18 protein-coding genes are annotated in these 20,281 nt (G+C 62.8%); 14 read left to right on the top strand and 4 right to left on the bottom strand.

Features of this window, described 5'->3' with window-relative positions:
* Window position 1 precedes the first annotated feature (1 nt).
* From RUH64_RS02675 to RUH64_RS02645, 7 genes are all read left to right on the top strand, one after another.
* Window positions 2–1,063 (top strand): GNAT family N-acetyltransferase, encoded by a 1,062-nt coding sequence (locus RUH64_RS02675; RefSeq protein ID WP_313811092.1) that lies wholly within the window; start codon window positions 2–4, stop codon window positions 1,061–1,063.
* Complete coding sequence (locus RUH64_RS02670; RefSeq protein WP_313811090.1) at window positions 1,056–2,003, top strand: glycoside hydrolase family 16 protein; 948 nt, start codon at window positions 1,056–1,058, stop codon at window positions 2,001–2,003. Before RUH64_RS02675 ends, RUH64_RS02670 begins: the two co-directional genes overlap by 8 nt.
* Window positions 1,996–4,281 carry a phosphotransferase gene (locus tag RUH64_RS02665; protein WP_313811088.1) on the top strand — a complete coding sequence of 762 codons (2,286 nt, stop codon included), beginning with the start codon at window positions 1,996–1,998 and terminating at the stop codon, window positions 4,279–4,281. The genes RUH64_RS02670 and RUH64_RS02665 overlap by 8 nt, the downstream gene beginning before the upstream one ends.
* Before the next feature lie 104 nt (window positions 4,282–4,385).
* Window positions 4,386–6,113, top strand: coding sequence for a hypothetical protein (locus RUH64_RS02660; protein ID WP_313811086.1), 1,728 nt, complete (start codon window positions 4,386–4,388; stop codon window positions 6,111–6,113).
* On the top strand, window positions 6,110–6,454 hold the full coding sequence (locus tag RUH64_RS02655; protein WP_313811084.1) for a hypothetical protein: 345 nt from the start codon (window positions 6,110–6,112) through the stop codon (window positions 6,452–6,454). The genes RUH64_RS02660 and RUH64_RS02655 overlap by 4 nt, the downstream gene beginning before the upstream one ends.
* A gap of 24 nt (window positions 6,455–6,478) precedes the next feature.
* Window positions 6,479–7,450 carry an endonuclease/exonuclease/phosphatase family protein gene (locus RUH64_RS02650; protein WP_313811082.1) on the top strand — a complete coding sequence of 324 codons (972 nt, stop codon included), beginning with the start codon at window positions 6,479–6,481 and terminating at the stop codon, window positions 7,448–7,450.
* A 166-nt stretch (window positions 7,451–7,616) separates the two neighbouring features.
* Window positions 7,617–8,672 (top strand): ABC transporter substrate-binding protein, encoded by a 1,056-nt coding sequence (locus RUH64_RS02645; RefSeq protein WP_313811080.1) that lies wholly within the window; start codon window positions 7,617–7,619, stop codon window positions 8,670–8,672.
* A gap of 4 nt (window positions 8,673–8,676) precedes the next feature.
* Here RUH64_RS02645 and RUH64_RS02640 read toward each other — a convergent pair whose 3' ends face one another.
* The gene (locus tag RUH64_RS02640) at window positions 8,677–9,477 is read right to left on the bottom strand and encodes an MBL fold metallo-hydrolase (RefSeq protein ID WP_313811079.1); all 801 of its coding nucleotides are present in this window, start codon (window positions 9,475–9,477) and stop codon (window positions 8,677–8,679) included.
* 20 nt (window positions 9,478–9,497) lie between these two features.
* Here RUH64_RS02640 and RUH64_RS02635 point away from each other — a divergent pair, with 20 nt between their 5' ends.
* The 4 genes from RUH64_RS02635 to RUH64_RS02620 all read left to right on the top strand — a co-directional run bounded on the left by RUH64_RS02635 (window position 9,498) and on the right by RUH64_RS02620 (window position 14,822).
* A complete protein-coding gene (locus RUH64_RS02635; RefSeq protein WP_313811077.1) occupies window positions 9,498–10,577 on the top strand; it encodes an iron chelate uptake ABC transporter family permease subunit in 1,080 nt (359 codons plus the stop codon).
* 14 nt (window positions 10,578–10,591) lie between these two features.
* Window positions 10,592–11,671 carry an iron ABC transporter permease gene (locus tag RUH64_RS02630; protein WP_313811075.1) on the top strand — a complete coding sequence of 360 codons (1,080 nt, stop codon included), beginning with the start codon at window positions 10,592–10,594 and terminating at the stop codon, window positions 11,669–11,671.
* A gap of 3 nt (window positions 11,672–11,674) precedes the next feature.
* Complete coding sequence (locus RUH64_RS02625; RefSeq protein WP_313811073.1) at window positions 11,675–13,612, top strand: SIP domain-containing protein; 1,938 nt, start codon at window positions 11,675–11,677, stop codon at window positions 13,610–13,612.
* Window positions 13,613–14,303: 691 nt separating this feature from the next.
* A complete protein-coding gene (locus tag RUH64_RS02620; RefSeq protein WP_313811071.1) occupies window positions 14,304–14,822 on the top strand; it encodes a hypothetical protein in 519 nt (172 codons plus the stop codon).
* A 223-nt stretch (window positions 14,823–15,045) separates the two neighbouring features.
* Here RUH64_RS02620 and RUH64_RS02615 read toward each other — a convergent pair whose 3' ends face one another.
* On the bottom strand, window positions 15,046–15,522 hold the full coding sequence (locus RUH64_RS02615; protein ID WP_313811069.1) for a MarR family transcriptional regulator: 477 nt from the start codon (window positions 15,520–15,522) through the stop codon (window positions 15,046–15,048).
* A gap of 115 nt (window positions 15,523–15,637) precedes the next feature.
* Here RUH64_RS02615 and RUH64_RS02610 point away from each other — a divergent pair, with 115 nt between their 5' ends.
* Window positions 15,638–17,470, top strand: coding sequence for an ABC transporter ATP-binding protein (locus RUH64_RS02610; RefSeq protein WP_313811068.1), 1,833 nt, complete (start codon window positions 15,638–15,640; stop codon window positions 17,468–17,470).
* On the opposite strand, the gene RUH64_RS02605 is transcribed toward RUH64_RS02610, so the two are convergent.
* A complete protein-coding gene (locus RUH64_RS02605) occupies window positions 17,471–17,995 on the bottom strand; it encodes a MarR family winged helix-turn-helix transcriptional regulator (protein ID WP_313811067.1) in 525 nt (174 codons plus the stop codon).
* A gap of 142 nt (window positions 17,996–18,137) precedes the next feature.
* Between RUH64_RS02605 and RUH64_RS02600 the strand changes: the two genes are divergently transcribed.
* On the top strand, window positions 18,138–18,713 hold the full coding sequence (locus tag RUH64_RS02600; RefSeq protein ID WP_313811066.1) for an NAD(P)H-dependent oxidoreductase: 576 nt from the start codon (window positions 18,138–18,140) through the stop codon (window positions 18,711–18,713).
* Window positions 18,714–18,832: 119 nt separating this feature from the next.
* Window positions 18,833–19,951, top strand: coding sequence for a glutathione S-transferase C-terminal domain-containing protein (locus RUH64_RS02595; RefSeq protein WP_313811064.1), 1,119 nt, complete (start codon window positions 18,833–18,835; stop codon window positions 19,949–19,951).
* Here the strand turns inward: RUH64_RS02595 and RUH64_RS02590 are convergent, their stop codons facing one another.
* Window positions 19,952–20,263, bottom strand: a complete 312-nt coding sequence (locus RUH64_RS02590) for a hypothetical protein (RefSeq protein WP_313811063.1) — start codon at window positions 20,261–20,263, stop codon at window positions 19,952–19,954.
* Between the last annotated feature and the right edge of the window lie 18 nt (window positions 20,264–20,281).

Raw genomic sequence — 20,281 nt, 5'->3', positions numbered from 1 at the left:
AGTGAACGAAGTACAGATTGTGTCACCCGCACCGCGCACCAGGTGGCGCGGGCTGCATGCGGCCGATCCGCTGGCCCTGCCCGAACAGTCTCCTGACTGGGTCGATGCGCTCGTGGCCGGTGGAAAATACCTGGATGCCAGCAGGCAGTATTCCTTCCCGGACGGCAGGCAGTTCGTGATGCCGCTGGTCAAGCGCCGCGGCTTGCTGGGACTTGGCGGCCGGCTGCAGTCCTTCCCTCCCGGCTGGGGCATGGGAGGCATCCTCGGCGAGCAGGAACTCGACGCCGCCGCTGCCCGGGAGATCCTCGATGACCTGCGAGGGATCAAGGCTCAGCAGATAGCCATCCGGCCCAACCCGCTCTCGTGGAACGCATGGGCGAAGGCGCTTGAAACACGCCGCACACACCGCGGTACGATTTTCATCCCGCGCCATGCCCACGTGGCAGACATCGGCTGTGGCATGGATGAGCTCTGGGGCAAATTCTCCAAGTCGGCGCGCCGTGCGGTGCGTACCGCACAGAGGGCGCAGATTCAGATCAAAACCGGCTTCGGCGGGCAGCTGCTCGACGAATACTATGAGTTGTTCCTGCTGTCGGTTGAGCGCTGGGCCGCCCAGCAGAACGAACCGCTCGCGCTGGCCAGGTCTCGAGCCAAGAACCGCGACCCAATCGAGAAGCTGCAAGCCATGGGCGCACACCTGGGCGATGACTTCGTGGTCTCGCTGGCCACGATCGACGGCCGTGCGGTGGCCGGCTCCATCCTTTTGCTCGGTGCTTCCACCGCTCACGAAACTCGGTCAGCCATGGACCGTGAGGCAGTAGGAAATACCGGTGCAGGTGAACTGCTGCAGTTCCACACGCTGCGCCTTGCCTGCCAGCACGGATGCCAAAGCTTTCATATGGGCGAATCGGGGCAGTCGAACCGGCTGGCCCTATTCAAAGAGAAATTTGCCGCCAAGGGGCATCACTACGCGGAGATCCGTTTGGACCGTCTGCCATGGACCCGTACCGACACGATGCTGCGAACTGCAGTGAAGAAAGTATTGAGGTTCAACGATGTCTAAGCGCCATACGGTCATAGTGGGGGCAACCCTGAGCCTGTTCATGCTGTTCTTCTTTGGATCCAGCGTCCGAGCCGAAGAACAACACGACCTCAGTGCAAATGTTTCAAGCTTTTCAGCACCCGCGGAGCGTCAGAATTCCACCTCCGATTCTTCGACCGACGAAAAAAATGTAAAGAAAGCCGACCCCGATCAGCTGGCCGTCAGCGAAGCGAGCGAAGGCAAAGTGCTGCTGGATGAAAAATTCGACGGCAGCTCACTGGACACCAGCGTGTGGAACTACTGCCACTGGTGGAACGACAAGGGCTGCACCATCGCTTCAAACAACGAACTTGAGTGGTACCTTCCCGAGCAGGTGTCCGTGAAATCTGGCACCCTGCGCCTGAGCGCGAAGCAGGCGCCCACGGTGGGCGCCGACAAAGCCGTCTTCGACTATGCCTCCGGCATGGTCACCACCGGACCGCAGCAATACGGGCAGCGTCCCAAGCTCGCCTTCACCTATGTCCGGGTGGACGTGAAGTTCAAGGTGCCTGAAGGCCAGGGGCTGTGGCCGGCCATTTGGCTGCTTCCTGCCTCCGAAGAATCCCTTCCGGAAATCGACATCATGGAAATCCTGGGACACGACACCGACAGGCTGCGGATGAAGCTGCACCCCAAGGATCGTTCGCTCGATGCCGTCGGCCAGAAGTACAGGCTGCCCAAGGGCTTTGGATTCGCCGATACCTGGCACACCGTTTCCCTTGACTGGCGCCCCGATACCCTGGTCATGTACCTGAACGGCGTCAAGGTCTGGGAACTGCATTCTGATCTGGTCCCGAGCGAGCCCATGTACCTGGTTATGAACCTTGCCGTGGGCGGAGACTACCCGGGTGCACCGGATGACTCCACGGTCTTTCCCGCCACCTTCCAGGTAGAGCGTGTGAGGATCACCGGTTATGAGTAGCAGCATGCTTTCCACGTTCAACGGCCTGCTGCGCGAGCGGCTGAACGATCCGCTGCGCCGCAGCTCGGATGCGCTGATCATCGGCACCGGCCTGACCTCGCTGCTCGGGCTTGCCTTCTGGGCGCTGGCTGCACGCTGGCTGAGCACCGAGTCGGTGGGCATCGGCGCTGCCGTGGTCTCCGCGGTGACCCTGCTGGCAAATATCGCCACCCTCGGCATGCGCAACGGGTTCCTGCGCTTCCTGCCCACCGCCGGCAGCGGCACCCTGCGTTTTATTTTCACTACCTACACCGTGTGCGCCCTGGCAGCCATCGCCGCCGCCGGCGTCTTCCTGGCGGGCCAGCCGCTCTGGGGGCAGCAGCTGGGATTCTTGACGCAGACTCCGCTGAGCATGGCGGCGTTCATCCTCGGCACGGTGGTCTGGGTGATCTTTGTGCTGCAGGACCAGGTGCTGATCGGGCTGCGCCATGCGGGCTGGGTGCCTTTGGAAAACGGGCTTGCCTCGGTGCTGAAGATCGCGGCCCTGCCGGTGTTCGCCTTCGCCTCGCTGTGGGCGGTCTTCGCCGCCACCGTGGTGCCGTCGATCATCGTGGTGCTGGCGGTGACGGTGCTGATCCGGCAGCTGGTGAAGAAGAAGCTCGCCGCCAGCGCGGCCGTGCGCAGCGAACCGACCAGCTTCAAGACGGTGCTCGGCTTTGTGGTGCCCGACCACTTCGCCTCCATGCTCTGGTTCGCCACCACCGATGTGCTCACGCTGATCGTGCTGAACGTGGCAGGCCCGGAAGCCAGCGCCTACTGGTACATGGCGAACACCATCGGCTATTCGCTGTACCTAGTGACCAGCAACGTCGGCAGCGCGCTGATCTCCGAATCGGTGCACGACCCCGCCAACGCCTACCGCCATGCCCGCAAGGCGCTGCGCCACAGCGCCCAGCTGGTGCTGCCCGCAGCGGTGATCGGCATCCTGCTGTCCTCCTTTGCCTTGGGGCTGCTGGGCGAGGACTATGCGCAGTTTGCCACCGGGACCCTGCAGCTGATCCTCGCCTCAGCGGTGCCGCAGTTGATCGTTGGCATCGGCATCGCCATGGCAAGGGTGCGCGGGGACATGCTCACGGTGCTCGGTGTCTACGCATTCACCGCGCTGATGCTCTGGGGCGGCTCCACCTTCGCCATCGAACTGTGGGGGCTGCCGGGCATCGGCATCATGATCCTGCTGAATCAGTCGCTGGTGGCGGTGTTCTTCCTTGCCTCCGGACGCTCCGGACTCTGGCCTGATGCGGAGCATAGGTCGCTGGCCCAGCGGCTGGGAGAGATTCCGCGGGCCCTGCGCCGGCGGAGCAACAACCGCAGCATCGGGCAGATCGTCCCGGGCGCCCTGGCCTCCTGCGGGGTGGATACGTCGGCGGATATCAGGCTGCTGACCTCCAATTCCGACACCCTGGTCATTGCCGTCGCCGCCCGGGAAGGTGCCACCGACCTGGTGCTGAAGGTCGGGACCTCGGAGGCAGCGAACCAGGGGATTGCGGCGCACTCCCGCGCCCTGCAGCAGCTCTCCGGTGCACTTGAGGATCCCGAACTTTTGGGCCTGTTGCCGAAGATTGTGGCGCACAGGGAGCTGGAGGGCAACCAGATCCTGCTCGAGACGCGGCTGGTCGGCGCCGCCCGCACCGGCTTTGACGAATCCCGCCTGAGCTCGGGTGCCGCCCTGGCCACCATGTCTGCACTGCATCGGGCCACCGGGGTCGAGCAGCTCATCGACGACGCCTGGCTCGAACAGATGGTGCGCCGGCCGCTGCGGGTGCTGGCTCAGGAGTTGCCCGGACGCCGGGCCCACAGGACGCTGAAGCGCACCGAGCGCCGGCTGGTGCAGGAACTTGTCGGTCGGCAGGTGCACTCGAGCTTCATCCACGGAGATCTGTGGCCCGGAAACATCCTATTCGCCGATTCGGATGAACCACGGGTGCAGGGCATCGTCGACTGGGAGAACGCAGCAGGTCAGGGCCTGCCGGATGCAGACATCCTGCACTGGTGGCTTGCGGTCCAGCCCAAGGAGCTGGGCGGCGCCGTGGTGTCGGTGCTGCACGATGCCTCGGCGCTCCAGTCGGATCTCGCCGGCTGGGATGTCAACCTGCCCAACCAGGGCCTCGGCGTGAAGAATCTACTGGTGCTCACCTGGCTCATGCACGTCGCAGCCGGCCTGAACCGGGCCTCGACCCACAGGGTGGGCAGGGTCTGGATCGTCAAAAATGTCCTCCCGGTCCTCAGGGCCCTGCGCTGACCCTCCCGCTGCACCGCCAACCCTCAACAAAGGAAGTCATGGAAGTTCTCGAATCAGTTCGGCAGAATACTGGTCCTGTTGCGCCTTCGGGGGATAATGCTCAGATGGGGGAGACTCGGGTTCCAGCAGCACCTTCGGGCACAGCAACGGCTGGCCAGCGCTGGATGAACCTTGTCTTCGTCCTCATCCCCTTGCTGTGCGTGGGGTTGTGGACCGCAAGCCTGTGGGGTGCTGATCCGCGGCAGATGCGCAGCCTGGGACTGCTTGATCTGCTGACCCCCGCCTCCTACGTGGCGTTGGGCCTTTTGATCCTCAGCTTCCTGGCGGCCCTGTATCGTGAACGCAGCGATGCAATACTCTGGCTGCACCTGATCGGCTATGTGGGCATCATCCACGCCACCGCGCCGATCCTCTACGGGACGGTGCGCTATGCCTGGTCCTATAAGCACGTTGGCATCGTCGACTACATCATCCGCCACTCGGGCGTGAACCCGCAGATCGCCATCGGGGAGATCTACCACAACTGGCCCGGCTTCTTTGCCGGCTCGGCATTCCTCACCGAATTGGCCGGCACGCAGAACGCGCTGATCTTTGCCAGCTGGTCGCCGTTTTTCTTCAACCTGTTGAACCTGCTGATGATCCGCTTCGTTTTCCGGCGGCTGACCATCAACCGTGCGCAGATCTGGCTGGGCATGCTGTTCTTCCTCCTGATCAACTGGGTCGGACAGGATTACTTCTCCCCGCAGGCATTGTGCTTTGTGCTGTACATCGGGCTGTTGGGAATCATGCTGTATTCCACGGTGCAACGCAGGATGATCTGGCCGTTCACCATCGTGGCGGCGGCCATTGCCGTCAGCCATCAGATCACCCCGCTGATGATGGTGATCGCCGTGGCCGGCCTCGTGGTGCTGCGCCGGGTGCGCGGCTGGTACCTGCCGCTGATTGCAGTTGGACTGACCGCCGCCTGGGCATTAACCGGAGGACTGGACTACACGCTGCCCAACGCCGAGGACCTGGTCTCCGAGATGGGCAATGTCATCAACAACACCGAGCAGACGCTGGATAAATCCAGCGGGCTGTCGGGCGCCGCGAGCATGCAGGTGGTCTGGGGCGGGCGCATCACCGTGGCGATCTCGGTGTTGGTGGCACTCCTGGGGATCTGGCGCCACCGCCGCACCGGCAAGACCTTTATCACCGCCGCGCTGCTGATGATCCTCCCCGGCGTGCTTGTGGTCACCACGGGCTTCGGCGGGGAAGTACTGTTCCGCGCGTTCCTCTTTGCCACCCCGTTCATCGCCTACCTTGCCGCCGGGGTCTGCCTGCCGCGCAAGGGCTCGCGACTGACGCTCAAACGCACCGCCGCCGCGGGAACGATTGCCTTGTTGGTGCTGCCCGGATTCTTGCTGGGCTATTTCGGCAAGGAAAGCGAAAACTACTTCACGAACAATGAGGTTGCCGCGTCCGAATGGGTCTACACCCACGCCGCTGACGATTCGCTGCTGGCCGAGGGAAGCAGCAACTATCCTGGGCGTTTTGTCGACTATGAAAAATTTACCTATGTGCCGCTGAGCCGGGAACCGGAGGACTCCATTCAGGAATTCGTCGACGATCCGGTAGCCAAGCTCGCGAGCTGGTTCAACAGCCCGCGCTACAAGGAAGGATATTTCCTGGTGACTCGAAGCCAAGAGGTCGCGGCCGAGCGCGACGGCAGCCTTCCGCCCGGCAGCCTCGAACAGATCGTCAACAAGCTGCGGGCGTCGGATCAATTCAGGATCGTCTATGAAAACCCCGACGCGGTGGTCTTCGCACTGGCGCAGGGGCAGGGATCATGAATCGTTATCAAACCATGACCACGCTGGGTGCGGTCGTGCTGCTGATCTTCTTGTCGTTGATGGCGGTGGAGGTCGCGTGGGTGAGGGTGATGCTTGCGGTGATTTTCTGCGTGGCGCTGCCCGGCAGCGGGTGGGCCGTCACAATGCGGCTGAAGGATGTCGGGGACACCCTTGCCATGTCGGTGATGCTGAGTCTTAGCTCTACCGTGCTGGTGGCCACGGTCATGGCGGTGGGCGATTTCTTCAATGTGTTCCTGGGCTTCGGCATCCTGGCACTGATCACCGTCGCCGGTGTGATCGCTGCCCTGGGTAAGAAGCCACGGCATGCTAACCAGGGATGAACCATGAAGATTGAGGCAGAGTAGGTGGGCGCGCGGCGCCTAGGGGGTCTGCGCCATCCCTGGCTGCTGCTCTGCGCCGGCCTGTTGGCACTGCTTTCAGTGCTGCTTCCCCACATGGATGCATTGCTGGGCGGCAGGCTGCCACTGGTGCAGGCGCTGCTGCCGATCATCTGCCTGGCGCTGCTCCTTTTGGGCATCCTCGCCCTGGTGCTGCGCGGCCGCGCGGCGGGAATGATCCTGATCGCAGGGGCCCTGCTCACAGCCCTTCCGCTGCTCATCCCCTTCGCCCACACCTCCACCGCGCATCCGGGAGCGCAGCTGAGAATCTTCAGCCTGAATGTGCAGCACTCCGAAGCCGATATCCGGCAGATCAGTGACGTGATCATCAATAACGACGTGGGCGTCGTGGTGTTGGCGGAGGCCAACGAGCAGTTCATCACCGGCGTGCGCAACTCGGCGGCGGACCAGATGCTTCGTTACCGCACCGGGAAGGTGACGCCCGGCGATGCCTCCGGGACGGTGATCCTCTCCCGCTACCCGCTGACACCCCAGGAGCCGATCTCCGGTTTTGGAATGGATGCCTCCTTCGACCAGCCGGTCACGGTGGTTAATCATCCGAAGCTTGGAGCACTGCGCCTCGCGGGGATCCACACCCAGCCGCCGGTGGTGGACCGAGCGATCTCCTGGAAGCAGTCCCTGGAGCAGCTTGAGGCATGGAGCAATGACAATCGAAACCTGCCGTTGATCATTGCCGGGGATTTCAACGCAAGCCAGGGGCATCCCGCGTATCGCAGCCTGGCCAAGCAGTTCACCGACTCCGCGGTCGCCGCGGGAATTTTCCCGCTGCCCACCTGGCCCTCATCCCTGCCCTTCACCGCCATCGACCACATCTTGGTCACCGATTTCTGTCCGCACAGCTGGGAAAGAATCGACATTGCAGGTTCGGATCACCGCGGGGTGCTTGCCTCCGTGAGCCAGGGGCAGTGCGTCGACTAGCAGGGATTCTTTTTCGGTGATGTAGGCATCACTTTGGTGATTAGCAACTATCGATGTTGCGTAATAGCGGCCACAACGCGTAGTCTGTCATACGGCGCAGATAGGTATGCCTTACCTACCCGCGTCGCTTGTCTACGGAAACTCGCATAGTCTGGAACAAACACCGATGAAATTCTCGCGTCGCACCGGTATCTTCGCCGCTACCTCCGCAATTCTTGCCCTGAGCCTTTCCGCCTGCGGCTCAACCGCCGAACCGAATGCGGGGGCCACCGATGCAGCGTCGGCTTCCTCCGATTTCACCCCGGTGACCATCAAGGACATCTATGGTGAAACCACCATCGAGAAGGCTCCGGAGCGCATCGCCACCATTTCATGGGTCAACGCCGACACCCTGCTGGCACTGGATACCGTTCCTGTGGGCATGGACATCGACAACTACGGCCAGAACGCCAACAATTCCACCGACTGGAAGGATGCGGCACTCCAAAAGCTGGGCGCACCGATCGGCTCCGAGAAGGCTCCCAAGCAGTTCGCCGTGGGCGACGACCCGGATTACGAGGCCATCGCACTGTCCAAGCCGGATGTCATCTTCGCCCCGTATTCGGGCCTGAAGAAGCAGCAGTACGAAAAGCTGGAAGAGATCGCACCAGTAGTCGGTCCGATCGAAGCCAACTACACCACCAGCTGGCAGGAAGCCACCACCGCGGCAGGCCAGATGCTCGGCAAGCAGGAAGAAGCCAAGACCCTGATCTCCGACATCGAGGCCAAGATGGCAAAGGTCGGCGAGGACAACCCGGTGCTGAAGGACTCCAGCTTCATCGCAGCGGACCTGTCGTCCCCCGACAACGCCTATGTCTACTCCACCGGCGACACCCGCCCGCGCTTCCTGACCGCCATCGGCATGAAGCAGGCGCCGTACGTTGACAAGAACGCCGCCAAGGACGCCTTCTTCTTCACCGTATCGCCTGAAAAGGTCAACGAATGGGATGCAGACGTCGTCTTCGCCTCGGCCCCAGAAGGCCAGAAGATCGCCGACATCACCAAGACCCAGCCGCTGTACGGTCAGATCCCAGCGGTCAAGACCGACTCGGTAGCGCTGCCGGGCACCGACCAGGCAACCCTGTCGATCTCCGCAGCCTCCCCGCTGTCCATCGAATGGGCGCTGGAGCACGTGGTGCCGAGCATCGTTGACGCCGCCGACAACGCTGCAGCAGCCAAGTAGCGAACTAGGACTTCGTGGCTAAATAGTGCAACTGCGCTTGGATGGAATGACTCGCCGCACCGACAAGGCGCGGATCAAGGTCGGGGTAGACGAACTCCAGCAATTCAGCTGGCTGGGCGTCCGCCCCGGCCTTGCCGAGCTTCGCCAGCGCGGCGCGCACCTGCTCCAGACGCTCTTCACGGTGTTTGATGTATGCCGCCAGCAGCCGGTGCGAACCCGCATGCTGCTCGCCGTGTCCGGGACGCAGCGGCATATCCGGCAGCGCCGCCAGCTTGGCCAGCGAATCCAAATAGTCTGCCAGGGTGCCATCGGGATGTTCCAGGATGGTGGTGCCGCGGCCCAGCACGGTATCCCCGGTGAGCAGCTGCGGATGAGCGCCCAGCTGCACCAGGCACAGGGAATCAGAGGTGTGGCCGGGGGTCAGCACCACCTGCACGGAAGTGCCCGCGGCGACGATGACCTCACCATCCTCAAGCACCGGGGCCCCGTGGCAGAACTGTTCAAGCCTTGCCCGGGCCGGAGCGCCGGTCAGCTCATGCAGCCGCGCCACCGCCGCAGTGTGGTCCGGATGCCGGTGGGTGCTCAGGATCAGCCGCACGTCGAAGGCCGCCAGGGCAGCCATATGCTCTTCAAGCTGGGGACCTGGATCCACCACGATCACCGCGGAGCCGGCAGAAGGGGCATCGAGGCCCTGGTCAAACAGCAGGTAGCTGTTGGTTCCGTCCAATGTCATTTCGGAGGGATTCTCGGCGCGCAGCACGCTGATGCCGGAAGCCAGTACTGTGGGCGAGGGAAGATGATCCATAGCAACGAGTGTAGGAAGCAATGACCGCGACCGAAAGTACCACGGGCACCAGCGCGCCGCAGGGCGCAGCACCACCGGATGTCGCCACCACCGGCGGGCGCAAGCTCAGCACCCAGATCACCGCCACCATCATCCTGCTGGTGCTGCTGGCCGCGGCGGTCATCGCCTCGCTGCTCTTCGGCGCCCGCAGCGTCAGCTTCTCCACCGTCATGGACGCGCTGCGCCACTACGACCCCAGCAACGGGGACCAGGCCGTGGTCGCTTCCCGCATGGCCCGCACCGTGGGCGGCCTGGTCGTCGGCGTAGCCCTGGGCCTGTCCGGCGCGGCCCTGCAGGGGCTGACCCGCAACCCGCTGGCGGACACCGGCATCCTGGGCCTGAATGCCGGCTCCTCCCTTGCAGTGGTGCTCTCCATCGCCTTCCTCGGCGCCAGCTCGCTGAGCTCGATCATGGTCGCCGCCTTCATCGGCGCCGCGGTGGTGATGACGCTGGTCTACCTCATCGCCTCCGTGGGCCGCGAGGGCGCCACCCCGATCAAGCTCGCCCTGGGCGGCGCGGCCCTGGCCGTGGGCATAGGAGCCATCACCAACGCCGTGCTGATGACCTCCAAGGCAACTCTTGACCAGTTCCGCATGTGGCAGATCGGCTCGCTGTCCAACTCCACCCTTGAAACCTTCCTCGCCGCCATCCCCGTAGTGCTGCTGGGCACCGTGATCGTGCTCGCCACCGCCAGGGCCTGCAACGCCGTGGCCATGGGGGACGACACCGCCACCGCCCTGGGCTTCAACCTGGGCCGCTGGCGGCTGGCCGGATCCATCGGCATCGTGCTGCTGGCGGGCGCCGCCACCGCCGTGACCGGCCCGATCACCTTCGTCGGCCTGATGATCCCGCATGCCGTGCGCCTGCTCGTGGGCTCCGACTACCGCTGGCTGATGCCGGTGAGCATCATCGCCGGACCCATCCTGCTGCTCGCCGCGGACACCCTGGGCCGGGTCATCGCCCCACCCACCGAAATCCAGGTGGGCGTCATGTGTGCGCTGCTCGGCGGACCGATCTTCATCATCATGATGCGCAGCGGCATGAAGTCGGTGAGCCTGTAGTGAGCGTGAAGACCATGGAACCGAAGACCCCCGCACCCAAGAAGGTCAGCTGCGAGTCCCCGGCCGCCGGCGAACTTGCCAGCAGGTCCGGGGCTGCCCGCCGCGCTTCGCGCACCCGCAGGGTTGCCCTGTGGATGACCCTGGTGCTGCTGGCATTCAGCGCCGCCTACATCTTCCTGGGCCGTGACAGGCTGCCCGCCAACGAGATCCTGCAGGCGCTCTCCGGACAGAAGGTGCCGGGAGTCAGCTTCATCATCGTCTCCGACAGGCTCCCGCGCCTTGCCGTCGGTGCGCTCGCCGGGGCGGGCCTGGGCATCTCCGGCGCGCTATTCCAGCGCTGGCTGGGCAACCCGCTGGCAAGCCCCGACGTGATCGGCGTGGGCTACGGCGCCTCGGCCGCCGCGGTGTTCTCCATGCTGGTTTTCGGCTTCACCGACTGGAAGGTCAACGCCTTCGCACTGGCCGGCGGCCTGCTGGTCGCCGCCGTCATCTACTGGCTCTCGGCCGCCGGAAAGCACACCGGCTCCCGGCTGATCCTCGCCGGCCTTGCCATCGGCGCGATGCTGCAGGCGCTGATCCAATACCTGCTGTCCCGCGCCGAAATCAACCAGGCCGCCGACGCCTTCCGCTGGCTGACAGGCTCCATCGCCTCCAGCACCTGGGAACAGGCAGGGGTGCTTGCCATCAGCATGGGCGTGATCGGTGCCGTGCTGCTGCCGCTGGTGCTGCGCCAGCTCAAGCTGCTGGAGCTGGGCGATGACACCGCCGCGGCGCTGGGGCTGAACGTCTCCGGTGCACGGATCCTGCTGGTGTTCGTCGCCGTGGCCATGGGCGCCCTGCCCATTGCTGTCACCGGACCGCTGGCATTCGTCGCCTTCCTGGCCGGACCGATCACCGCGGCGTTGACCCGCGGCGGGATCAATATTCCGCTGGCCGGGCTGACCGGCGCTACGCTGGTGGTTGTCGCCAATTTCTTCGCTGCAAATCTCTTTGCAGATGTGAGCCTGCCGGTGGGCGTCATCACCGGCGCATTCGGTGCACCGTCCCTGATCTGGGTACTGGTGCGCGCTAATTCAACTGGAAACGGGGGATAACCCATGGCCACCTTGCAGGCTAGCGAACTGACCTTGGCCTATGACAAGGTCACCATCGTCGATGAACTGTCGCTGGACATCCCCACCGGGGAAGTGAGCATCGTCGTCGGCGCCAACGGCTGCGGCAAGTCCACCCTGCTGCGCGCACTGTCCCGGCTGCTCAAGCCCGCCGGGGGACAGGTGCTGCTGGACGGCTCGGACATCCACTCCAAGCCGGCCAAGGAGGTCGCCAAGACCCTGGGCCTGCTGCCTCAGTCGCCCACCGCCCCGGACGGCATCACCGTCCGCGAGCTGATCAGCCGCGGACGCTACCCGCACCAGGGCCTGTTCAAGCGCTTCTCCGCCGATGACGAGGCGGCGGTGGTGCGCGCCATGGAGCTGACAGGCACCACCATCCTTGCCGAACGCAGTGTAGACGAGCTCTCCGGCGGCCAGCGCCAGCGCGTCTGGATCGCCATGGCCCTGGCCCAGGAAACCGACCTGCTGCTGCTCGACGAGCCGACCACCTTCCTTGACGTGGCCCACCAGCTGGAAGTGCTGGATGTGGTCAGCGAGCTGAACCGCACCCGCGGCATCACCGTGGTGATCGTGCTGCACGATCTGAACCTCGCGGCCCGCTACGCCGACTACCTGGTGGCCCTGAAGGGCGGCAAGATCTACGCCGCCGGCCACCCCAACGAGGTGGTCACCGAAAAGACCGTCAAGGCGGTCTTCGGCATGCCCAGCCGCGTCATCCCCGACCCCGTGGCAGGCACCCCGCTGGTGCTGCCCATCGGCCGCCATCGCGTGCTGCGCACCGAGGCGGTGCTGGCGGACAAGGGCATCTTCCGCGGCCCGGCCCCGGCCAACGAGCCGCAGGCGCTGAGCGAAGGACTGGATCAGGAATCGGCGGTCATCGAGGCTGAGGTGGCCGCCATCGAAGAGGCGGTTCAGGAGGCGGATCCCAACACCCCGCGCCCTGCCCGCGAACACCTACAGACCCTTGCCTTCGCTACCACCGTGCTGCGCAGCCAGGAGCTCTCGCCGTCCTTCCGCCGCCTAACCGTGGGCGGCTCTGACCTGAAAGACTTCGGCACCAACAGCCACCCGCTGGATATGCGCATCAAGCTGCTGCTGCCGCCGTCCGGCGGGTTCGGCGCCTCGGAAGAGATCGCCGCGCTGCGCCCCGACGCCCTGACCAGCCCGGCGGACCAGCTGGGCTGGTACCAGCGCTGGCTTGCCATCGATACCGAGCAGCGCGGCTACATGCGCACCTACACCGTGCGCGCCTTCCGCGAGGCGGGGCACCGCGACAACCTGGGGGACACCCCGGAGCTGGACATCGACTTTGTGCTGCACGGCCACGTGGTGGACGGCAAGCTGCAGGGAGGACCGGCCACCGAGTTCGGCGACCGGGCAAAGGTGGGCGACCCGCTGCTGCTGTTGGGCCCGAACAAGGCGTTGAGCGATGACAGCTACGGCGGCATCGAATTCCGTCCCGGGGCGGCGAGCCGCATTGTGCTGGCAGGCGACGAGACCGCAGCACCGGCCATCTGCGCCATCTTGGAGTCACTGCCGGCCAACGTCACCGGACACGCGCTGATCGAGGTGCCCGAGACCACCGACATCCTCGGCACCACTACCCGTTCGGGCATCTCGGTGCAGTGGCTGACCCGCGGCAACGCAGAACACGGCGTGCTGCTGCAGGATGCAGTGCGCCGCACCGTGGCCATCCCCGCCGCCGGCGTGGTGCAGACCAATGCGGATCCGGAAGACGTGGACGTGGATGCGAACATCCTCTGGGAAACCGGCCAGGCACAGACCGCACCGTTCTACGCATGGATCGCCGGTGAGGCCGGCACCGTGAAGGAGATCCGCCGCTACCTGGTCCGTGAAGCGGGCGTCGACCGCAAGCAGGTAGCTTTCATGGGCTACTGGCGCCGCGGCAAGACCGAAAATTAATCTCATCTACTAAAACCCTGAGAAACCACTGCAACAGATGGCTTCTCAGGGTTTTTCGTAGCTCTTGCAATCCACAATTGGTTTTACCGATTCTCCCCAACCACATCGCTGCAGTACCTTCTCGTCAACGGTTCAGGGTAGGACCGTGAATAACTGAAAACAGTCCGGATTCAGGACCAGGCCAAGCCATCTGGAGATGACAAAGCGGATTTTGCCACACGCGTTCATGCGAGGGTACCTGAATTTCCAAATCTTAGAGATCCACCGAAAGTTGCGTGCTGAAGCTGGCGAAACGGTGCACCCATCCCAGCGCAACTGAGTCAATGTCGCCCGATCCTTGGAAAACGAAAAAGGGCCCTCAGCCTAAATCCGTGTTCACTGGCGGGCAGAGCATCCCGACAGCCTAGTCAGCGAATCTCAAGCGATCGACCGTTAGCTGCCAGCAGATTCAGCGCGGATTGATGTCAGGCCGAGCACAAGTGCGTAGAAACGCCGGTAGCCGGCAGCGACCCCAGCGTCACTGCGCCTCGGGGATCGAGTTTCCAATACGCCGTAGGTTGAGGATTATATAGTTGAAGTTAAATCCATTAAATCTACATGATAGGCCTATTGTTCTTGATACTCAGCTGGTAGCCTCGTAGGCGTCCAAACACTTGCGAACCCGTCAATTTCAAAAAGTTTAGGAACGCCAATGAAACGCGTGAATCGCAGCAAAGATGCCACCGAGCTGGCGTCAGCCGCGCCCAGTTCTCGGAAGGCAAGAAATACAAAAACCGCAGTGAAGTTTCGTTCAGTTCTTGGGGCGCTCGGCGTGACTTCTGCACTCATCTTCGGCCTTGGCGTGGGTGCGGCACCTCCGGCGTCGGCGGCCGACCACAGCATGAAGACGTTGGGCGATGTCCTGTTCCCAGGGCAGGACGCCGGCGGGTCGATGTGGTTCAACACCTACGGAGACGTCGTCACCGTATGCGACAGGGAAGCCGACGGTCGATATGCAGTCCTGTATGTATACAACGAAGAAGCCTACGGCGTGCAGCGCTACAAGGTCACGGCGAAGGGCGACGGAAACTGCACCACCCGCAAGGCAAGCATGGGCAGTCCCTACAATCTCCGCGAGGGCAAAACCTTCGGATTCCTGCTCTGCACCGCCACCAAAGAATATCCAGACGGCGCCTACTGCAACGCAGCCACCTGGCGGAACAGCAACTAATGCGACAGGACGAGTAGCCTCACCGGTGGAGTTCCGGGTGGCCTTATTCCGGCACGCTTAGTAAAAGAGCCCAGTCAAATGACGCCGGTGTCCAAATAACCCCGCTTGATCTTCAGATCAAGCGGGGGTTATTGCGTGGTGGGGTGATGCAAGTTCGCATTCCACTTGCATGAGGTGACGGGGCCAAGTTCAGTGAGCTCGGTTCGGATCCGAGCACATGGACTTAAGCGTTATTTGCGCCTGGTTTGCACCCGGGGCGCGGAGGCATCGGATTTTCCTTGTTGAGGATCTGCAGCAGCCGCACCAACTCGTCGTGGTCCTGCTCATTGAGTTTGTCGAAGTAGCTGTCCATGCCGGCCTTGCGCATGACCGACAGTTCTGAGAGGAGTGCCCGGCCCTTCTCGCTCAGGCCGATCAGCGTGGCCCTGCGGTCCACGGGATCCGGGGTGCGCACCACCAGTTGTTTTTCCTCGAGCTGGTCCACTACCTCTGTTGTCGAGCGTGCGGCGATGTGCAGCCGCTCAGCCAGGTGGGAATTGCGAAGTCCGGCTTCTTCGGCGCGCCCCAAGATCGACAGGACGCGTGACTGGTGCGGGGTCACCCCCGCGGGGAGCAGGCTGTCTCGCCACCGGCTGCGGATGGTCCGCGATGCCTGCATGAATAGATCTGCCAAGTCAGGTGCGGACTGATCGTTGTGCATGGATCTAAGGATAGTGTGCAATAGCCGACAATTTCAAGATGGAGCCACATAGTGAGGTTACCTCTGCTATTCTGGTTTCGTGATCCAGAGGGGTTGACGACGAGGGGGAGTGCGCATGAGTTCTATGGGAATGATGGGCAGCGGCAGGCCGGTGGGCCGGGCGCGCGCAGCCGAAGACAAGAAATGGCTTGCCGAGCATCCGGTGTCCATGAAGCGTGTTGTCTCGTTGTTCAGGCCACACCTTGGCACCGTGATTGTCGTCGTTGCATTAATCGTCGCCTCGTCTATCATCGGCCTGGCCCAGCCGTTCATCGTCCGCGAACTGATCGACACCGCGATCCCGCAGCAAAATGTGCGCCTGCTGCTCCTTGGCGCCGGTGGACTGGTGCTCATTGCATTGATCACCGCAGTGCTTGAGGTCATCCAAACCTGGCGGGCCACGCTGATGGGGCAGCGGGTGATGCATGGGCTGCGCACCGGATTATTCACCCATTTGCAGAAGCAGTCGCTGGGATTCTTCACCAACTCAAAATCCGGAGACGTGCAGTCGCGGCTGATCAACGACGTGGGGCAGATGCAGTCGGTGATCACCAACTCGGCCACCAGCATCGCCTCGAACCTCACCACCGTGGTCGCCACCGCCTGCGCAATGGTTGCCATCTCGTGGCAGCTCAGCCTGATCTCGCTGGTCGTATTTCCTCCGGCGATCCTCTTGGCGCGGAAAACTGCAAGGATGCGCCGCACCGTCACCGGCCAGCGGCAGCAGGAGATGTCAAACCTCGCCTCACTAATCGAGGAACGCCTGAGTATTTCCGGAGTGCGCCTGGCAAAGATCATGGGCACCGGCAGCGCCGACGCCGAAGCGTTTACCGGCTCAAGCCGCCGGCTGATTGATCTTGAAATGCGCAGCGCGCTGGCAGGCCGCTGGCTGATGGCCACCATGAGCATTATCTTCGCCGCAATTCCCGCGGTGCTGTACCTGGTGGCCGGACTGCCTGCCACCGGCAATGGCATGAGCATCGGCACACTGGTTGCTTTTACCGGGCTGCAGGCGGGAATCTTTCGACCGGTCATGGGGTTGATGCAGATTTCGGTGCAGTGGATTTCAGCCATGGCGCTGTTCAGCCGCGTCTTTGAGTACCTGGACGCAGATCAGGAGCTTGAGGTTCCCGCGAAGCCTCGCCGCCTTGACCCGGCGGCCGTGCGCGGGGAAGTGGTGTTGGAAAACGTCAGCTTCCGCTATCCCGAAGCGGCCAAGCCGACCCTTGACTCGTTGAACCTCACCCTGGAACCCGGCACCATGACCGCCATCGTCGGGGCCACGGGTTCAGGCAAATCGACCATGGGTTCACTGCTGCCGCGGCTCTTGGACCCCACCGGCGGGCGAGTCACGCTCGACGGAATCGACCTGCGCGACATCGAGCCCGAAGACATTGCAGGCTCCGTATCGGTGGTGGCGCAGGAAAGCTATCTGCTGCACACCTCGGTGCGGGAAAACCTGATGTGGGCGGCGCCGGAATCCACCGAGACAGATTTGTGGCAGGTGATGGAAGCCGCGCAGATTGCCGAGCTGATTCGTTCGCTGCCCGAAGGCCTGGACACCCTGGTGGGTCAGCGCGGACACCGCTTTTCCGGCGGCGAGCAGCAGCGCCTTGCCATTGCTCGCACGATGCTGCGCAAACCGAAGGTCTTGGTCTTGGACGAGGCAACCAGCGCACTGGATACTGTCACCGAAGCGCTGGTGCAGCAAGCCCTGGACGAGCTGGCCGTTGGCCGCACCACCTTGCTGATTGCCCACCGGCTGAGCACCGTCATGCGCGCGGACAAGATCGTTGTACTTGATCAGGGGCGGATTATGGAGTCTGGAACCTTTGATGAACTGGTAGCTGCCGGGGGCCGCTTCGCCCAGTTGGTGGCCAAGAGCGAACTGGCATCCGAGCGCGCCTAATCAGCTGTTCGGACAGCTGGCCGCCATTTCACTGGCGTCGGCCTTGCAAGTGGCACCGGCGTTGTAGGTGCTCAGCGCGTCGAGGATCTTCGGTAGCGCGCTGCGCAGGGCCGCGCTTTCCTCGGGGCTCAGGGAATCAAAAAGCATTTCGCGAACGAATGTCACGTGGCTTGGCGCCGCCTCGCGGACGGTCTTCCAGCCCAGTTCGGTGAGTTGGATCTGCTGTCCGCGGCGGTCGGTCTCATCCGAGCAGCGGCTGATCAGCCCCTTGGATTCCATGCGGCGCAAAAGGTGGGACAGGCGTGATCGATCCCAGCGCAGCGCATCGGCAATGTCGGCGGGACGTGCCGAGGTGCCCGAGCATTCGGAGATGGTTGCCAGTACCGAATATTCGCCGGTCTGCATATTTGAATCTATGGTGAGCTGGCGGTCCATCGCGCTGGGGAACTGCCAGAGGAACTCGCGGATAATCTGCCACAATTCCTGCTCATTTTCGTTCAGCCAGCGGGTCTCATTGGCAGACATTGGATTCCTTTCCTTGGGTGTGCAGTAGGTCATGATGCATTTTGTTGACGCATCAATTATCTCTGCTATTGTTGAATTTAGCAAGAGTTGCTGACGCATCAACTATTGATGGTCAGAAGGAAAACTTCTCAAGGAGAAAAACATGTCGAAGATTGCTATCGTTACCGGTTCCACCCGCCCAGGACGCAACAACCTTGGCGTTGCACAGTGGGTTCTCGAGCAGGCTCAGAGTTTCGGCGGCGCCGACTATGAACTGGTAGACATCGCAGACTTCAACCTCCCAATTCTGGACGAGCCATTCCCCGCCGCATACCAGAACTACCAGAACGACCACACCAAGGCTTTCGCAGCAAAGATCGCAGAATTCGACGGATACATCTTCATCACCGGTGAATACAACCACTCGGTTCAGCCTGCCCTGGCCAACGCGCTGAGCTTCCTGAACGTCGAACTGAACAACAAAGCAGCAGGCATGGTCGGCTACGGTTCGGCCATGGGCGCCCGCGCCATCGAGCACCTGCGTGGCATCTTGTCAGAGCTGCAGATTGCCCACGTTCAGAAGACCGGACTGTTCTCCCTGTTCGCCGACTTTGAGAACTTCGCGAACTTCGCTCCCACCGAGCAGTCGGCGGCTTCGGTTCAGCCGATGTTCGAGCAGCTGGTCGCCTGGACCAAGGCCATGGAAGTTGTCCGTGAGAATGCATCGGTCAACGCCTAAATATTAATCGGATATGGCGGGAAGCTTAAGCTTCCCGCCATTTTCATCACAGCACCCGTGGCCTAGGCTCGACACTAGTAGGCCAAGGGGTACAGAGATCCGCGTAAAGGAGCAGTGCAATGGGTAATGAATTTTCCACCAAGGGTGCCTATGTCACCGGTCAGGAATTCAACCGCGACACCAACTACATCCAGGACCGCGTTGTCGCTGATCCGCAGAATATTGAATTCAGTCCCGCCGCGGATCCCGCAAAAATCGGGCACCCCTTTGCCCCGGCCCAGCCTGAGGCACAGCTTTGGCCGGTGGAAGCCGGGCGATACCGTCTGGTCGCAGCCCGTGCCTGCCCGTGGGCCAACCGTACGCTGATTGTCCGACGACTGCTTGGCCTGGAAAGCGCACTCTCCGTGGGACTGCCGGGCCCGACCCACGACGTCCGCAGCTGGACCTTCGACCTGGATGAGGGCGGCAAGGACCCGGTGCTCGGCACCGAACGCCTACAGGAAAACTACTTCAAACGCTTTGCCGGCTACCCCCGCGGCATTACCGTGCCGGCTATCGTTGAGATTGCCAGCGGCGCGGTGGTCACCAACGATTACCCACAGATCACCTGGGACCTCTCCACGCAGTGGAAGCAGTTCCACCGCGAAGGCGCCCCGGATCTGGTGCAGGCAGATCAACTTGAAGAATCGCTGCCGCTGATCAAGCGGATCTTCACCGAAGTCAACAACGGCGTCTACCGTGCTGGTTTCGCCGGCAGCCAGCAGGCATATGACGATGCCTACGACCGGTTGTTCGCGACCCTTGACTACCTCGAAGAGCGACTGTCCACCCGCCGGTTCCTGATGGGCGACTACATTTCAGAGGCCGACGTCCGCCTGTTCACCACACTGGTGCGTTTCGATCCGGTCTATCACGGACACTTCAAGACCAATCGAAATAAGCTCATCGACATGCCAAACCTCTGGGGCTACGCGCGAGATTTGTTCCAGACCCCGGGCTTCGGCGACACCATCGACTTCGATCAGATCAAGAAGCACTACTACGTGGTGCATGAGGACATCAACCCAACCCAGATCGTCCCGAAGGGACCGGATCTGAGCAATTGGCTTGAGGCCCCAGAGCGCGAGCAGCTGGCGGACAATGGCCCGTTCCTCAACGGCACTTCGCCTGGCGAGGTGCGCGCAGCAGAACGCGTGGCCGCGGGGCACAATCCGCTCTACCCGCTGACCGGCAACTAACTATTTGTCGAAATCAAAGCCCTGAGATTCGCAGGCCTTGGCGAAGGCCTGCGAGTCAGTGATTTCAGGCTGGCTCTGTGCATCGGTGGAGACGGCGTTACGGATCGCCTCGGTGCTGGCCTGGGAACCGGACTCGGCGGCCTTCTTCAGATTTGTTGCGCCAAGATCTCCTGGCGCGGTCAGGCTCCCGCCGTAATGCATGCAGGCGGTGTGGCCATTAGGGTCGCTCTGGCGCAGATCATCCGGATTGGGGCCGGCGCATGCGGTGAGGGCCAACCCCATCACCATGAAAATCGGTAGAATCTTCTTCACAGCTCACCATCCTACGGA

This window comes from Glutamicibacter sp., from assembly GCF_032154645.1.
In the GTDB taxonomy this organism is placed as follows: Bacteria; Actinomycetota; Actinomycetes; order Actinomycetales; family Micrococcaceae; genus Glutamicibacter.
Note: the sequence above shows the minus strand (reverse complement) of the source record. Positions and strands in the feature narration are given on the sequence as shown.

What these genes read in the sequence shown, in the direction of transcription:
- RUH64_RS02670 (WP_313811090.1), top strand. Translation starts at nt 1,056, where the DNA reads ATGTCTAAGCGCCATACGGTCATAGTGGGGGCAACCCTGAGCCTGTTC.
- RUH64_RS02665 (WP_313811088.1), top strand. Translation starts at nt 1,996, where the DNA reads ATGAGTAGCAGCATGCTTTCCACGTTCAACGGCCTGCTGCGCGAGCGG.
- RUH64_RS02660 (WP_313811086.1), top strand. Translation starts at nt 4,386, where the DNA reads ATGGGGGAGACTCGGGTTCCAGCAGCACCTTCGGGCACAGCAACGGCT.
- RUH64_RS02655 (WP_313811084.1), top strand. Translation starts at nt 6,110, where the DNA reads ATGAATCGTTATCAAACCATGACCACGCTGGGTGCGGTCGTGCTGCTG.
- RUH64_RS02645 (WP_313811080.1), top strand. Translation starts at nt 7,617, where the DNA reads ATGAAATTCTCGCGTCGCACCGGTATCTTCGCCGCTACCTCCGCAATT.
- RUH64_RS02640 (WP_313811079.1), bottom strand. Translation starts at nt 9,477, where the DNA reads ATGGATCATCTTCCCTCGCCCACAGTACTGGCTTCCGGCATCAGCGTG.
- RUH64_RS02635 (WP_313811077.1), top strand. Translation starts at nt 9,498, where the DNA reads ATGACCGCGACCGAAAGTACCACGGGCACCAGCGCGCCGCAGGGCGCA.
- RUH64_RS02630 (WP_313811075.1), top strand. Translation starts at nt 10,592, where the DNA reads ATGGAACCGAAGACCCCCGCACCCAAGAAGGTCAGCTGCGAGTCCCCG.
- RUH64_RS02625 (WP_313811073.1), top strand. Translation starts at nt 11,675, where the DNA reads ATGGCCACCTTGCAGGCTAGCGAACTGACCTTGGCCTATGACAAGGTC.
- RUH64_RS02620 (WP_313811071.1), top strand. Translation starts at nt 14,304, where the DNA reads ATGAAACGCGTGAATCGCAGCAAAGATGCCACCGAGCTGGCGTCAGCC.
- RUH64_RS02615 (WP_313811069.1), bottom strand. Translation starts at nt 15,522, where the DNA reads ATGCACAACGATCAGTCCGCACCTGACTTGGCAGATCTATTCATGCAG.
- RUH64_RS02610 (WP_313811068.1), top strand. Translation starts at nt 15,638, where the DNA reads ATGAGTTCTATGGGAATGATGGGCAGCGGCAGGCCGGTGGGCCGGGCG.
- RUH64_RS02605 (WP_313811067.1), bottom strand. Translation starts at nt 17,995, where the DNA reads ATGTCTGCCAATGAGACCCGCTGGCTGAACGAAAATGAGCAGGAATTG.
- RUH64_RS02600 (WP_313811066.1), top strand. Translation starts at nt 18,138, where the DNA reads ATGTCGAAGATTGCTATCGTTACCGGTTCCACCCGCCCAGGACGCAAC.
- RUH64_RS02595 (WP_313811064.1), top strand. Translation starts at nt 18,833, where the DNA reads ATGGGTAATGAATTTTCCACCAAGGGTGCCTATGTCACCGGTCAGGAA.